Annotated in this window: 11 protein-coding genes; 2 read left to right on the top strand and 9 right to left on the bottom strand. The window is 74.4% G+C overall.

Annotated features, from left to right (window positions below; all coding sequences use genetic code 11):
- Positions 1-107: 107 nt before the first annotated feature.
- The 7 genes from ACFUJR_RS00255 to ACFUJR_RS00225 form a co-directional block, all read right to left on the bottom strand.
- Positions 108-782, bottom strand: coding sequence for an alpha/beta hydrolase (locus tag ACFUJR_RS00255; RefSeq protein WP_383450156.1), 675 nt, complete (start codon positions 780-782; stop codon positions 108-110).
- Complete coding sequence (locus ACFUJR_RS00250) at positions 779-1,588, bottom strand: DUF1295 domain-containing protein (protein WP_383169744.1); 810 nt, start codon at positions 1,586-1,588, stop codon at positions 779-781. Before ACFUJR_RS00250 ends, ACFUJR_RS00255 begins: the two co-directional genes overlap by 4 nt.
- A complete protein-coding gene (locus ACFUJR_RS00245) occupies positions 1,585-2,898 on the bottom strand; it encodes a class I SAM-dependent methyltransferase (protein WP_383169746.1) in 1,314 nt (437 codons plus the stop codon). Before ACFUJR_RS00245 ends, ACFUJR_RS00250 begins: the two co-directional genes overlap by 4 nt.
- Positions 2,895-3,620 carry a DUF1365 domain-containing protein gene (locus tag ACFUJR_RS00240; RefSeq protein WP_383169809.1) on the bottom strand — a complete coding sequence of 242 codons (726 nt, stop codon included), beginning with the start codon at positions 3,618-3,620 and terminating at the stop codon, positions 2,895-2,897. The genes ACFUJR_RS00245 and ACFUJR_RS00240 overlap by 4 nt, the downstream gene beginning before the upstream one ends.
- 32 nt (positions 3,621-3,652) lie before the next feature.
- A complete protein-coding gene (locus tag ACFUJR_RS00235) occupies positions 3,653-4,909 on the bottom strand; it encodes an NAD(P)/FAD-dependent oxidoreductase (RefSeq protein WP_383169748.1) in 1,257 nt (418 codons plus the stop codon).
- A gap of 246 nt (positions 4,910-5,155) precedes the next feature.
- The gene (locus ACFUJR_RS00230) at positions 5,156-7,234 is read right to left on the bottom strand and encodes an ATP-binding protein (RefSeq protein WP_383169750.1); all 2,079 of its coding nucleotides are present in this window, start codon (positions 7,232-7,234) and stop codon (positions 5,156-5,158) included.
- Positions 7,235-7,423: 189 nt separating this feature from the next.
- Positions 7,424-8,038 carry a sigma-70 family RNA polymerase sigma factor gene (locus tag ACFUJR_RS00225; RefSeq protein WP_383169811.1) on the bottom strand — a complete coding sequence of 205 codons (615 nt, stop codon included), beginning with the start codon at positions 8,036-8,038 and terminating at the stop codon, positions 7,424-7,426.
- 143 nt (positions 8,039-8,181) lie between these two features.
- Between ACFUJR_RS00225 and ACFUJR_RS00220 the strand changes: the two genes are divergently transcribed.
- Positions 8,182-9,174, top strand: a complete 993-nt coding sequence (locus ACFUJR_RS00220) for a MerR family transcriptional regulator (protein WP_383169752.1) — start codon at positions 8,182-8,184, stop codon at positions 9,172-9,174.
- A 9-nt stretch (positions 9,175-9,183) separates the two neighbouring features.
- Here the strand turns inward: ACFUJR_RS00220 and ACFUJR_RS00215 are convergent, their stop codons facing one another.
- Together ACFUJR_RS00215 and ACFUJR_RS00210 are read right to left on the bottom strand one after the other, a co-directional pair.
- Positions 9,184-10,557, bottom strand: coding sequence for a cryptochrome/photolyase family protein (locus tag ACFUJR_RS00215; RefSeq protein ID WP_383169754.1), 1,374 nt, complete (start codon positions 10,555-10,557; stop codon positions 9,184-9,186).
- Positions 10,558-10,680: 123 nt separating this feature from the next.
- Entirely contained in the window at positions 10,681-12,270 is a 1,590-nt protein-coding gene (locus tag ACFUJR_RS00210; RefSeq protein ID WP_383169756.1) for an SDR family oxidoreductase, read from the bottom strand.
- 135 nt (positions 12,271-12,405) lie between these two features.
- Here ACFUJR_RS00210 and ACFUJR_RS00205 point away from each other — a divergent pair, with 135 nt between their 5' ends.
- Positions 12,406-12,900, top strand: a complete 495-nt coding sequence (locus ACFUJR_RS00205; protein ID WP_383169758.1) for a MarR family winged helix-turn-helix transcriptional regulator — start codon at positions 12,406-12,408, stop codon at positions 12,898-12,900.
- Positions 12,901-13,074: the final 174 nt, after the last annotated feature.

Here is a 13,074-nt window from a genome sequence, read left to right as displayed (position 1 = left end):
ACCGGTCGCCCCGTCCACGGGAAAACGGCGCGCCGCCCGGTCACCCCGGAGCGCGGCAGTGATCCACTTCCGGGGGACAGCCGGCGGAAGAATGCGGGGGTGACTCCTCAGCCGCCCGGGGCCGGGACGTCGGTGAGCAGGGCCGCGGCGATCCGGGCCGCGCGCCGATGCCAGGAGCCCGCGCTCCGGAGCATGCTGTGGCCGCCCTCGGGCATCCGGACGGCGACGGCGTCCGCACCGGCCCTTCGTGCCCGGCGGACGAACTCCCAGGACTCGGCCGCCGAGGTCACACGGTCCCGCTCGTCGTGCAGCAGGTAGAGGCGACGGCCGCCCAGATGGTCCACCGGCTCGCCGGGCGGACACCAGGGAGCGAGGGCGACCACACCCCGGACGTGGGGGTCTCCGGCCGCGCGGAGTGCCGCGCGGCCGCCCATGGAGTGCCCCATGAGGACCACGGGAACCTCGCCGACGAGCTTCCGGACGCGTGCGAGGGCCGCCGCGGCGTCCCTGGCCGCGTCGCAGCGGTCGCCGTTCCAGCCCCGGTGCCGGTAGCGCACCTCGGCCACGAGGACGTCGGCTCCGCGGGTCGCGCGCACGACCGCCGCGGCGAAGGGCCGCATGCGCAGGGCCGGAAGGTTGAGGGCGGGCGGCGGTTCCGGTCCGTCCGCCCGGCCGCCGTGCAGCAGCAGGACGGCCGCCTTCGGCTCGGCCGGGGACGAACGGAGCACCAGCGCGCCGTCGTCGTACGTCCCCGCCCTCCGGCGGTCGGCGGCGGCGCTCACCTCGCCGTCCGTCGCGGCGGGCGGGGGAGGAAGCCGCTGGTACGGGCGGCGTAGTCGGCGAAGCCGGGACGGTCCGCCATGTGCGCCTCCAACAGTCGTTTGCCGCTGCCCCAGATGAGCAGCGCGCTCATCACCACCGGCGAGACCAGGGTCAGCGCGGCAGTCTGCGAGGTCGCGCAGGCCAGGAGCCAGAGCCCCCACCAGACCAGGAAGTCGCCGAAGTAGTTGGGGTGGCGGGTCCAGCTCCACAGGCCCCGGTCCATGATCATTCCGCGGTGGGCGGGGTCCGCCTTGAAGCGGGCGAGCTGGTGGTCGCCGACCGTCTCGAAGGCCAGGCCCACCGCCCACAGAAGCAGTCCGAGCGCACCCGCCGCACCGAGCGGCTCCGCCAGGTACGCGGCGGCCTGGACGGGCAGGGAGACGAGCCAGACGAGCCCGCCCTGGAGCAGATAGATCTTGCGCAGCGCGTAGAGCCGGGGGTCGCCCGGGGCGCGGGCCAGCATCCGGGCGTACCGCGGATCCTCACCGTGGCCCCGGCCGCGCCGCGCGATGTGCAGGGCGAGGCGCAGCCCCCACACCAGGGTGGCGAGGGCGACCGCGAGGCGCCGGCCGTCGTCGCCGTGGCCCGCCGAGAGCAGCAGGGTGGCGAGGGCGACCGCGGCGAAGGCGACACCCCAGGCGATGTCGACGACCCGGTGGACTCCCCTGGCGGTGCCGACGACGAAGGCGGCCAGCATGACGGCGAGCGCGACACCGGCGGCGACACCGAGGTTCAGGGCGAACGCGTCGCCGTCGAAGCCGTTCACCGGAGCCCCCGCCGCAGGTCGTCGGAGACCAGCAGGATCTGACGCACGTCCAGGTAGCGGGAGCGGAATCCCGCTTCGGAGTAGGCGAGGTACAGCTCCCACATGCGGCGGAAGACACGGTCGAAGCCCAGGGCGGCCACCTCGTCGGCGCGTCGCACGAACGCCTCGCGCCACAGCCGGAGCGTCTCGGCGTAGTGGTCGCCGTAGCCGGTGTCCTCGGTGATCCGCAGGCCCACGGCCGCGCTCTCCGCCGCGATGGCCTCGCGCGAGGGGATGAGGCCGCCGGGGAAGATGTACTTGCTGATCCAGGTGTGGGTACGGGCGGTGCGCAGCATCCTGTCGTGCTCCATGGTGATGGCCTGCAGGGCGACCCGGCCGCCAGGGGCGAGGAGCCGGTCCAGGGTCGCGAAGTAGGCGGGCCAGTATTCGGCGCCGACGGCCTCGATCATCTCGACACTGACGACGGCGTCGAAGGAGCCCTTGACGTCCCGGTAGTCGCGGAGTTCGACGGTGACCCGGTCGGAGAACCCGGCGGCGGCGATCCGCGCGTGCGCCAGCTCCCCCTGCTCCTCGGAGAGGGTGACGGTCAGCACCCGGGCGCCGCGGCCCGCCGCGCGGAGGGCCAGTTCGCCCCAGCCGGTACCGATCTCCAGGAGCCGGGTGCCCGGTCCGACGCCGGCCAGGTCGAGCAGTCGGTCGATCTTGCGGTGCTGGGCGGCGGTGAAGGTCGCGGGTGAGGCGGGGAACGCGGCGAAGACGGCCGAGGAGTAGGACATGCTCGCGTCGAGGAAGAGGGCGAACAGCTCGTTGGAGAGGTCGTAATGCCGGTGGATGTTGTCCCGGGCGCCCTCGGGGGTGTTGCGCTGGTGGGCGGGCCTGCGCCGCACCCATGCGCCGCGCAGTCGGCGCAGCGGCGCCGGGACCAGGTCGTCGACGTGGGTGGCGAGGACGGACAGGACGCCGACCAGGTCGTCGCTGTCCCATTCGCCGGCCATGTAGGACTCGCCGAACCCGATCAGCCCGTCGGCGCCGATCCTGCGGTGGAAGGCCTCGGGGTCGTGCAGCGTGAGCGTGGGCGCGGCGCCGGGTGTGGCAGGGACGCCGGGGACGCCGGCGTCCGCGTGCCGTACGCGCAACGGGATGCGGGCGAAGGCGCGTTCGACGATCCGCCGGGCGACGGCCGTCCGCAGGGCCGAGACGCGGGGCGGCTCGACGACGTCGGGCCGGCTCGCGGGTGCGACGGTGCCGGGCGCGGCCTCGGGGAGAGGCTCGACGGCCCTCGCCTGCGCCCGGGAGTGCGGAGCGGTCACAGCATTCCTTCGTGCGTGGGGTGGACGGGACGGGGGTGGACGGGAAGCCCACGGAGGTAGAGGCGGATGCCGTGCAGGCGGATGCCGAGGGAGACCTTCGCGGTGGACCAGGGGTGGCGCAGGGCCACGGAGAGGACCGTGCGTGGACGCGCCGGCCGGTGCCGGCCGCGCACGCTCGCGGTGAAGGGTGGTCGGCCCGTGCCGTGGTGCAGTTGCACGGTCAGGTCGAGGACGTCCCCGGGCACGGGCAGCCTCATGCGGTAGGTGCCCTCGACGCCGTAGAAGGGCGAGACGTAGAAGTCCTTGGCTACGTCGGCGCGGCCGTGGGCGTCGGGGCGCATCAGGTAGCAGTGGCGCTCGCCGTAGGTGTTGTGGACCTCGGCGACGACGCAGACGAGGGTGTCGTCGCGGTCGTGGCACCAGTAGAGCGTCAACGGGTTGAAGACATGACCGAGGACCCGGGCCTGGGTCAGCATGAGGACGCGCCCGTCTGCGTCGTGCGCTCCGTTCGCTCGCAGGTACGTCCGCAGCGCGGCGCCCAGTGTCGGTGCCCGGCCGCCGAAGTGGTCCCGGGTGTCGAAGCGCGCGAGCGCGCGCAGACCACGCGGCATCCGGGGCAGGTCGTCGACGTCGACCAGCCAGAAGTAGGTGCGCGTCCGGAAGACGTGACGGACGGGGGCGAGGCGGGCGTGGGCCACGGTCGACTCGTAGAGCGCCGGCACGCGGGGCCGATCCGGCTCTCTGGGGCGGGTGTTCACCAGGTCACCCCCAGAGCCTTCGCGGCCGCGACCCCGGAGCGGCAGCCGTCCTCGTGGAAGCCCCAGCCGTGGTAGGCGCCGGCGAAGGCGGTGACCGGAGTGTTCAGGCCGGGCAGCTCCCGCTGGGCGGCGACGGACCGGGGGGTGTAGACGGGGTGCTCGTAGACCATGCGCGCCAGCACGGTGCCGGCGGCGACCCGGTCGCCGGCGTTGAGCGTGACGATGTGCGGGTCGGCCGTCTCCAGCCGCTGCAGCCGGTTCATGTCGTAGCTGACCTGGACCGCGTCGGGACGGGCGGTGCAGGAGGGCAGCCAGTAGTTCCACGAGGCGCGCGCGTGCGGCGCGCGCGGCAGCAGGGAGGTGTCACGGTGGAGCACGGTGGGGTTGCGGGAGTAGGTGAAGGCACCGAGGACCCGCCGCTCGGCGTCCGTGGGGTCGGCGAGCATCCGCAGTGCCTGGTCGGGGTGGACGGCGAGGACGACGGCGGCGTACGTCGCGGTGTCGCCGTCCTCGGTGGTCACGCGCGCGTGGTCCGCGGAGCGCCCGACCGCGCGGACCGGGGTCGAGGTCCGTACGGCGGTGAGGTGTTTGGCGGCCCGGGCGACGTATGTGGCCGACCCTCCTGTCACGGTGCGCCATCGGGGCGATCCGGTGACGGACAGCAGCCCGTGGTGGGCGAGGAAGCGGAAGAGGTACCGCGCGGGATAGAGCAGCGCGGTGCCGGGTGCGCACGACCAGACGGCGGAGACCAGCGGGACGACGAAGTGGCCGGTGAAGTGGGCGGAGAACCGGTGCGTCTCGAGGAACTCGCCGAGGGTCGGGGCGTCGTCCCCGGAGTCGAGCAGCCGACGGGCGGCCCGGTGGAAGCGCGGGACGTCGGCGAGCATGCGCAGGTGCCGGCCGCGCAGGACGTTGCCGCCGCCGAGGAGACCGGCGGGGCCGCGCGCTCCGGCGTACTCCAGGCCGCAGCCGTCGCACCGCACGGACATGCTCATCTCGGAGTCCTGGGTGCGGACGCCCAGTTCGCGGAAGAGCCGCAGGAGGTGGGGGTAGGTGCGCTCGTTGTGCACGATGAATCCGCTGTCCACGTGAACGGTCCCGCCGCCCCCGGTGGGCAGTTCGTGGGTGTGGGCGTGGCCGCCGAGGCGGTCGTCCGCCTCGTACAGCACCACGTCGTACGCGCGGCGGAGCACGTGGGCGGCGGTCAGCCCCGCCACTCCCCCGCCGACCACCGCGACCCTCTGCCGTTCCACGTCCCTCGACCCCTCCCTGCCGGACCGCGCGCCCCGTGCGTGCGGGTGTCTCAGGAGGTACTTCGGAGCTGAGTGGCTGCCGGATGGGGATCTGGTCCCATGGTCCGATATTCGGGTCGCACCGCATCCGTTCGGCGTCTCTCGGAGGAAGTCAGCGGTCCCGCGGCGGTCCCGCGGCGGTCCCGCGGCGGTCCCGCGGCGGTCCCGCGGCGGTCCTCGGCCCGGGGAGGACGGCGGGCGGACGGGTCAGGTGTGCCGTGATCCGCGCAGGGCGCGGTCGAGTCCGTCCTGCGCGAGCCCGGACAGAGCCCGCAGGAAGATCTCCTCGTAGGCGGTCGAGCCGATGGACGCGCGGGCGGTGTGCTCGTACTTGAGGCGCAGGGCGTGCAGTTCGGGCATGCCGCGCTGCGGGTGGCCGGTTGAGCGCCAGTACGCCTCGCCCGTGCCGGAGACGTCGGCGGCGAGTTCGCCGTCCCCGGACGCGGCGAGCGCGGCGGCGAGGACGTCCAGGCCGAGGGCGACCCCGAAGCCGTCGCCGAGCTTCCGCTTTCCCGCCAGCATCTCCCGGGCGTGGTCGGCCGCGGCCTCGGGTTCCCCTTCGAGGAGGCCTATGAGGGCGAGCTGGTAGGCGAGATAGGCGCGGGTCCAGTGCTCGCCGAGCTCCACGCAGGCCGTCCGGAGGGCGTGGGCCTCCGCGCGGGCCTCCTCGAACCGCCCGAGTCCGGTCAGTCCGAAGACCCGGACGAGGAGGCAGCGCAGTCGGGCGGCCGAGTCGGTCGGACGGCCGGGGGCGGCGTCGAGGACGTGTCCGACGAGGACGAGCGCGGCCATCGGCCGACCGGTCATGAGCGCGAGAAGTCCCGCGAGATAGGCGGCGTCCAGGGTGTCGGTCCCCACCCCGGCCGGCCTGGTGCGCGGGGCAGCGGCCCGGGAGTCGTACTCGGCGTGCCGGGCCTCGCGCGCGCAGCGTTCGCTGACGTCCTGGGCGGGGACGAAGTCGCCCTGCAGGGTCAGGACCACGCCCAGGGCCCAGAGGGCACGCGCCCGGTCGGCGCCCCTGGCCTCGCTGAGGACCAGTGCCTGTTCCAGGTAGTCGCGGGCCTCGCGCAGCCGGCCGCAGCACGACCAGTAGAAGCCGACGGCCCCGGCGAGAGCGAGTGCGGCGTCGGGGTCCGTGCGCAGCAGCCGGTCCAGCGCGGTGCACAGGTCGGTGTAGTGCTCGTCGACGGTGGTGTACCAGTGGAGCTGGTCGGGACCGAGCCATCCGGCGTCGGCCCGCCGGGCCAGGTCCAGGCAGTAGGCGGCGTGCCGGTCGGCGACCGCCTCCGTCTCGCCGAGCCTGGCGAGCCAGGCGGCGCCGTACTCCCGGATCGTGTCCAGGAGGCGGTGGCGGGCGCCCTCCTTGTGGACCACGGAGGCGCGGACGAGCGCGTCGAGGGCGGCGGGCAGCGTCTCCCGGGTCAGCGGTCCTCCGGTGCAGACGAGGAGGGCCGAGGCCAGGTCGAACGGGCCGCGGAAGACGGTCAGTCGCGCCCAGAGCAGCCGTTCGAGGGGGTCGCACAGCTCGTGGCTCCAGCCGATCGCGGCACGCAGGGTCTGGTGCCGCTGGGGCCACACGCGCTCGTGGTGGACGAGGAGTTCGAAGCGGGAGCCGAGTTGGTCGCGGACGGACTCGACGCCTTGGAGGCGGATCTGGGCCGCGGCGAGCTCCAGGGCGAGGGGGATCCCCTCCAGCCGGGAGCAGATCTCGGCGGCGGGCCCGGCCGCCCACTGGGCGGGGACGCGGGCGCCGCGCCTCGGGCCCGCGGCGGTCCGCTGCCGGAGCAGGTCCATGGCGTCGCGTCCCGCGGCGGCGAACGGTTCGAGGGTGAGCACCTTCTCCTCCGGCAGGCCGAGGGGGCGTCGGCTGGTGGCGAGGACGGTGAGTCCGGGAGCCGCGGCGAGCAGGTCGGTGAGGAGGCGGGCGCACGCGTCCGTGACGTGTTCGCAGGAGTCGAGGACCAGCAGCAGTCGCTTGTCGGCGAGCCATCGGCCGAGCACGGGGGCGGGCATGCCGGGGGTGTGGAAGGAGAGGTCGACGGCGTCGGCGACGGTCGCCACGAGCAGCCGGTCGCCCTCCAGCGGCGTGAGGTCGGCCCACCACGCGCCGTCGGGGAAGCCGTCGGCGAGGCGGGCCGCGGTGTGGAGGGCCAGCCGCGTCTTGCCGACGCCTCCGACCCCCGTGACCACGACCAGGCGGCGGTCCCTCAACTGCGCTGCCAGTCGGTCCAGTTCCCTGTCGCGCCCCACGAAACTGGTGTTCTCGTCCGGGAGATGTCCACGCACGGCAGCAGTGTCCCTCATGTCTCACCCGAACGGAGCCCCGACCGGAGTCATTCCACGGTGACGGCGTCCCGCCCGACCGAGCGGTGGTCCCCGGCCGGTCCCCAGGGCCGTCCTTCCCGAGCGGTGGTCCCCGGCCCGGCCCCAGGGCCGGAGGTCACCGCTGCCGATTTCCGCACCGATTATGCGTCGTTAACGGGTCGCGTCCGCCGTGACGCACCTGTCGGGACCCTCGCTCAGCGCGCGGCGCATCCGGTGCAGCCCGCGCCGGGCGTGGCTCTTCACGGTGCCGAGCGGCATTCCGGTGCGCTCGGCGATCTGCACCTGGGTGAGGTCCCCGTAGAAGGCCATCGCGAGCACCTCTCGCTGCACAGCGGGGAGTTTCGCCAGTTCGCGGGTGACGACCAGCCGGTCCAGGACCACCTCGGGGCCGGGGGTCGGCTCGCCCTCGCGCGGCAGCCGGACTCCGGCCGCGGTGACCAGGTCTCGGCGCCGGGTGCGCGCGGAGAGCGCGTCGGCGATCTTCCGCCGGGCGATGCCGACGAGCCAGCCGGGGAAGGGCCCGCGCTCCGGCCGGTAGCCGCCGCGGCCCTTCCAGGCGGCGAGGAAGACCTGCTGGCTCACGTCCTCGGCCTCCCGCGGGTCTCCCAGGGTGCGGGCTGCCAGGGTGCGCACGAGGCCGCTCCACCGGTTGTACGCGACGGTCAGGCACCGCTCCTCACCGCGTACGAACCCCTGGGCGACGTCCTTGTCGGAGAGGCCCTCGTCGGGGACGAGCGACGGGGAGACGACGGGCGGTGCGGTCATGACGGTCATGACGACTGCTCCTGACGGCCGGGACCGGAGGCGATCGGTCGGGGGGCGGAGCCCCGGGTGCGGGGCACCTCCAGATTCCGACCCGGCCGCTCCGCGATACCAATCGCATCGATTCTGCGTCGTATGGTGGATGCATGACCGAACCCACCCCGGGCCTCACCAGCGGCGCGGTGGCCCGCCGCCTGGGCGTCGCGCCCACGACACTGCGCTCCTGGGACCGGCGCTACGGCATCGGGCCGGCGTCCCGGGAGAGCGGACGGCACCGCCGGTGGACCCCCGGCGACATCGCCGTCCTGCAGGAGATGTGCCGTCTGACGGCGTCGGGGGTCCCGCCCGCGGAGGCGGCACGTGCCGCCCGCGCCGCGTCGGCTTCCCCGGTGGCGGTCGAGGACGTACCGCCGGCACCTCCGCTCCCGGAGAAGCGGCCGGCCCTCCCGGACGAGGTGCGGCAGGAGCGCCGGGGCCTTGGCCGGGCCGCGGTCCGCCTCGACTCCTCGGCCATGGACGAGATGCTGGAGTCCGTGATCGCGCGACGGGGTCTGGTCGCCGCCTGGGAGGACGTCATGGCGCCTGCCCTGCACGCCGTCGGCCGCCAGTGGGACACCTCGGAGGACCGGTACGTCGAGGTGGAGCACCTGCTGTCCTGGCACGTGTCGACCGCCCTGCGCCGGGTGGGCGCTCCGGGCCGTGCCAGGCACGCGGCCTCCGCTCCCCCGGTCCTGCTCGCCTGTGTGCCGAACGAACAGCACACGCTGCCGCTGGAGGCGCTCGCCGCCGGACTGGCCGAACTCGCCCTTCCTACCCGCATGTTCGGTGCCGCCGTGCCGCCCGAGGCTCTCGACCAGGCGGTGCGCAGGACCGGCCCCGCCGCGGTCGTGCTGTGGGCCCAGGCGCGGTCCACGGCGCACCATCCGCTGGCCCGACACGTGGCCGACACCTCCTGGGGCGTCAAGGGCGCACGGTCCCGGACGACCGTCCTCCTCGCGGGCCCCGGCTGGGCGGGGCAGACCCCCGGACCGGGGATGCTGCGTCCCGGTGGGCTCCGGGAGGCCCTGGCCCTGCTGCGCGGGCTCTGCGAGGCGGCGCGGGGCGGCGAACCACCCGCCTCCCCCGCGTCGCGGTCCTGAGCCTCCGGCTCAGCCCTGGCCCCGGGCGCGCCGGAACCGGGCCAGCCCGTCGGGGAGTTCGACCACGGGGTCCGGATAGTCGTATCGGGCCCGTTCGAGTCCGGGCAGCTTCCACGGCTCGTGGACCGCGGGGCCTTCGAGTCCGGCGAGTTCCGGCACCCACCGCCGCACGTACGCGCCCTGGGGGTCGTACCGCTTGCCCTGGGTCACCGGGTTGAGCACGCGGTTGGGGCGGGTGTCGGTGCCCGTTCCGGCCATCCACTGCCAGTTGAGCTGGTTGTTGGCCACATCGCCGTCGACCAGCAGGTCGAGGAAGTGGCGCGCTCCGGCACGCCAGTCGATGTACAGCGTCTTGGTGAGGAAGGACGCGGTGAGCAGCCGCCCCCGGTTGTGCATCCAGCCCTCGTGGGCGAGCTGGCGCATGGCCGCGTCCACGACGGGGTAGCCGGTGCGGCCCTCCCGCCATGCCCGGAGGTCGGCCTCCGCCTGCTTCCCGCGCCGCCACAGGTCGGACCGGGAGCGGTAGTCGTCCTCGGCGGCCTCGGGGCGCGCCGCCAGGACCTGGTGATGGAAGTCGCGCCAGCAGAGCTGCCGTACGAACGCCTCCGCGCCCGCCCCGCCCCGGGACCGGGCCCGGTGGACGGCCTCGGCCGCCGAGACGGCGCCGAAGTGGAGGTACGGCGACAGTCGGGACGTGGCGTCGCCGGCGAGGTCGTCGTGGCGCTCCTCGTACGCGTCGGCGCGCCGGCCCAGCCAGGCGGTGAGCCGCTTGCGGCCTTCCGTCTCACCGCCGGCGGCCAGACCTTCGGAGACGGACTGCACGTCGCCGCGGGCCGGAAGGTCCTCGGAGCGGATCCCCCGGGGCACCCGGACCTGGTGCGGCGCCGCGAGCGGCTCACGCAACCGCTCGCGCGACCAGCGCTTGAAGTAGGGGGTGAAGACGGCGTAGTGGTCCGATCCGTCCGGGGTGACGGCCCCTGCGGGCAGCGCCGTGACGACTCCGTCGTGGACGTACAGACGCCGCCCGTCCGCCTCCAGGGCGCGACGGAGCCGGTCCTCGCGCCGCCTGGCGAAGGCGCTGACACCGGCCGCCATGTGCACCTCGTCGGCGTCGGCCTCGCGCACGACGGCGCGCACCTCGTCGACCGGGTCGCCGGAACGCACCACGAGCCGGCCGCCGCGCTCGCGCAGTGCGGTGTCGAGATCGCCGAGGCAGTCCGCGAGGAAGGCGAGCCGGTTCGGGGCCGCGAAGCCCGCTGCGTCGACGGCCGGGTCCCGGACGAAGAGGGGCACGGTCTCGTTCCCCGGGCCCAGCGCGGCCCGCAGCGGCGGATGGTCGTGGACGCGAAGGTCCGAGGTGAACAGGACGACCGAGACGTTCATGGCACCGCTCCTGGCTTCGTCACCGGACAGCCGCCCGACGGGCGCCCGCGGTGGTCACTGCGCTGACCTTGCGGGCCCATTCGTCCGACGGGGCCGCGCCGGATGCGACGGCCCGGCTGCCGGTCACCGGTCGCCGTCCGTCTCCGGGGCGGGCGCGGGGCCGCCCAGCGGTGCGGGGCGGTGAGGGTCCGCCGGGGACGGCCCGGTCTCGGTCGCCCGGGCCTTCTCGGCGATGTTGCGGGCCATGCCGCCGAAGACCACGGAGTGGAAGGGCGACACGCTCCACCAGTAGATGTGTCCGGCCAGGCCTCGTGGATGGAAGAGCGCCCGTTGGCGGTACCGGGTCGCCCCGTTCGGGTCCTGCTCGGCGCACATCTCCAGCCAGGCGAGTCCCGGGAGCCGCATCTCGGCGCGCAGCCTCAGCAGCCGGCCGCGCTCGATCTCCTCGACCCGCCAGAAGTCCAGCGAGTCGCCGACCCTGAGCCGGGTGGCGTCGCGCCTGCCCCGGCGCAGTCCGACACCGCCGACGAGCCGGTCGACCCAGCCTCGTACGGCCCAGGCGAGGGGGAAGGAGTACCAGCCGTTCTCCCCTCCGATTCCCTCGACCACCCGCCACAGCGCCTGCGGTGACGCGTCGACCGTCAGCTCGCGCTCGTCCGTGTAGAGGCTGCCGCCCGCCCAGTCGGGGTCGGTCGGGAGCGGGTCGCTCGGGGCTCCGGGCACGGCGGCGGAGGACCAGCGCGTGGTGACCTGGGCGTCGCGTACCCGCTGGAGCGCGAGGGAGAGCGCGCTGCCGAAGGGGAGGGGGCTTCCCGGCGGGTCCGGCACCCAGTCGGCGATGTCGTGCTCGTCGCAGACGACTTCGTACTTCAGCGACTCCGCGAGGGGGCGGGCGATGGACCGGGGCACCGGTGTGACCAGGCCGATCCACAGGCTGGACAGACGCGGTGTCAGGACCGGGACGGGAAAGATGAGCCGTCGTGGCAGTCCGGCGACGGCCGCGTAGCTGCGCATCATCCCGAGGTAGGTGAGGACGTCGGGGCCTCCGATGTCGAAGGCCCGGTTGACCTCCTCGGGCATGCGCGCGCTGCCGACGAGATAGCGCAGCACGTCCCGGACGCCGATGGGCTGGATCCGGGTGCGCACCCAGCTCGGGGTGACCATCACCGGGAGGCGCTCGGTGAGGTACCGGAGCATCTCGAAGGAGGCCGAGCCGGAACCGATGATGACGGCGGCGCGCAGCACGGTGGTCGGGACCCCCGATCGCAGGAGGATGCGTCCGACCTCGGCGCGCGAGCGCAGGTGCGGCGAGAGGTCGCGGTCGGGGACGCCGCGCGGAGCGAGCCCGCCGAGGTAGACGATGCGCCGGACTCCGGCGGCGCGGGACTGCTCGGCGAAGGTCGTGGCGGCCACGCGGTCGGTGTTCTCGAAGTCGGAGCCGCCGCCCAGGGCGTGCACCAGGTAGTAGGCGACGTCGACGTCCTGGAGGGCGGACGCGAGGCTCTCGGCGTCGGTGACGTCGCCGCGTACGGTCTCCACCTCGTCGGCCCAGGGGTGGTCCCGCAGTTTCGCGGGGGTTCGGGCCAGGCAGCGGACCCGGTACCCGGCCGCCAGGAGTTCGGGGACGAGGCGGCCGCCGATGTAGCCGCTGGCGCCGGTCACGAGGCAGAGCGGCCCCGGGGTGGGCTGCTCATGCCCTGGTGCGTCCGTCATCGAGGTGCTCCGTTCCGCCGGTCGGGTGAGGTGAGGCGGGTGCCGCGCTCCCCCGCCGGCCGGGGGTTCTTCGTCCGACTCTTCCCCGGGTACGGCAGCTGTGGATGCGCGGACCGGTTTCTATAGGCTGATCGTGTGGCCAGCACAGAGGAATCCGAGACCGGGGACACCGCGCCCGAGCGCGCACCGGGCGATCTGCAGAGTTTCGCCGTCGAGCTGCGGCGGACGAACGGGGAGATCAACCGGCTGGTCCACGGTTTCGCACTCGCGCAGGGTCTGCATCCCACGGACGTGCAGGCGCTCTCGGTGGTCCTGGACAGCAGTGAGCCTCTGACGCCGGGCCGGCTGCGGGAGCATCTGGGGCTGACCTCGGGGGCTGTCACCGCCTGTCTCGACCGGCTCGAAAGGGCCGGGCACATCCGCCGTTCCCGTGAGAGCGCCGACCGCAGGGTCGTCCACGTGCACTACGTGGAGGGGGCGAAGGCCGCCGCGCGCAGCTACTTCATGCCGCTGGCGCAGGCGACGGAGCGGGCCCGGCTCCGGTTCGACGAGGGCGAGCTGGCCGTGGCGCTGCGGTTCCTGAGCGCGCTGAACGAGGAACTCGGCCGACTTCGCGTACCCCGCCGCTGAACCGGGTTCCGCCGCGCGGACCGGTTCACCCCGCGCGCTGCGGCGTCCCCCAGGTGCATCCGGGCGCGCTCGCTCGCCGGAAAGGGCGTCGGAGCGGGCCGCGTTTCCACCTGCGGCTGCCCCGTGACGACGCGTTCGTTGCCCCGTGACGTCGCGTTCCGGATCCACCATGAT

This window comes from Streptomyces sp. NPDC057271 (assembly GCF_042668715.1).
In the GTDB taxonomy this organism is placed as follows: Bacteria; Actinomycetota; Actinomycetes; order Streptomycetales; family Streptomycetaceae; genus Streptomyces.
Note: the sequence above shows the minus strand (reverse complement) of the source record. Positions and strands in the feature narration are given on the sequence as shown.

Excerpts from the sequence above, each read along its gene's own strand:
- ACFUJR_RS00225 (WP_383169811.1), bottom strand. The coding sequence starts at position 8,038 with ATGACCGCACCGCCCGTCGTCTCCCCGTCGCTCGTCCCCGACGAGGGC.
- ACFUJR_RS00220 (WP_383169752.1), top strand. The coding sequence starts at position 8,182 with ATGACCGAACCCACCCCGGGCCTCACCAGCGGCGCGGTGGCCCGCCGC.
- ACFUJR_RS00215 (WP_383169754.1), bottom strand. The coding sequence starts at position 10,557 with ATGAACGTCTCGGTCGTCCTGTTCACCTCGGACCTTCGCGTCCACGAC.
- ACFUJR_RS00210 (WP_383169756.1), bottom strand. The coding sequence starts at position 12,270 with ATGACGGACGCACCAGGGCATGAGCAGCCCACCCCGGGGCCGCTCTGC.